Here is a 1,286-nt window from a genome sequence, read left to right on the forward strand (position 1 = left end):
CCCCGGCACCGGGCACGCGAAGTAACGCCGGATACTTACCCGGCTTTTGGGGCATACAAAGAATGCCGAACGTTCTCGAACCGTTACAAATATTCTGGAAACTGACATGAAAGACATCTACCTTATCCGTACAACGCTCAGGAATAAGCTCCATAGTAGGAAGCAAAGGAATCTGTCGGGCTTCCTTCAAAACAGTATCCCAAAATTGACGGAAATCTGCAGGCAGTGATGTATGCGGCCTCAACTCTTCAGGTGCGTAAGCCACAGTAGCCAATCCTTCATATACATGCCCGTCAACAGATGCACGCACTTTACAGCGCAAAAAACCGGGAACATCCATACACCCCGTTACACTTGTCTTTCCGTCTTTCAATAAAACCCCTTTCTTCTTTTCCACCGGATACCATTCCGGCCCCAACTCATAGTCTATTACCACTCCGGGCAAAAGGTTTTGTGCCTTATATACCTGAATTGTAAACGAACATTCTTCCTTCAACTGATATTTCCAGTCTGTATGGTCGGGAGATACGACTACAGTAATTTCCGTTCCACGGATTTGTGCGGAAAGAAAAGTTACACAACAACAGAATACCAGGCTAATAATCCATCTATGTATTTTCATAATCTTATTACTTTCTTTTATCATTCAATTGGTTAGTGATTTTTCTCATTTCTTTCTCGGAAAGCGGATAAAGGCTGATAAAGATGACACTCAGCACCGTACCCATAGCCGGTAGCCAACTTAGGAACATCCTTATTCCATGAATAGCTTCCTCGCCCTGCACCGCGTTGGCCTCAAAACCGTAAAAAGCCAACAACCAGCCCGTAACGGCGCTTCCGATAGCCCAGCCAAATTTCTGACTCATGGAAGAAGAAGAGAAGATAAGCCCCGTAGCACGGTTACCCGTTTTAAGTTCCGAATAATCAGCACAGTCTGCATACATCGACCATAAAAGCGGGAAGATACTACCCGCACAAATACTTATCAACACCTGAAAAATAAACATCAACATCAACTGCTCTTTATCAAACCAGTAGAAAATTACTGAAAGTACCGTCGCTATCGACATCGCCCACATATATGTCTTTTTTTTGCCGATACGATTGCTCAATGGAGCTGCCAACACCACTCCGACAATATTGGCGGCTTGCCCGACAGCCAAATAAAGCCCGCTCAATACAAAGGAAATTCCAAATAAAGAAATGGAAGCATATTCTTCTTCTACAACATAATACTTAAAATAATAAACCGTTGCCCCGTCACGAATAGAATTAAAGACCAATGC

The 1,286-nt window shown here is 43.7% G+C and carries 2 protein-coding genes; both read right to left on the reverse strand.

Features of this window, described 5'->3' with window-relative positions:
* A partial coding sequence (locus tag AB5935_RS24240) for an acetylxylan esterase (protein ID WP_368327681.1) occupies window positions 1-622 on the reverse strand: 622 nt, incomplete at its 3' end.
* Window positions 623-629: 7 nt separating this feature from the next.
* The coding region (locus tag AB5935_RS24245) for an MFS transporter (protein ID WP_368327682.1) at window positions 630-1,286 on the reverse strand (657 nt) is incomplete at its 5' end.

The organism is Phocaeicola sp. RTP21198st1_B8_RTP21198_201120 (genome assembly GCF_040929485.1).
Taxonomy (GTDB): Bacteria; Bacteroidota; Bacteroidia; order Bacteroidales; family Bacteroidaceae; genus Phocaeicola; species Phocaeicola dorei.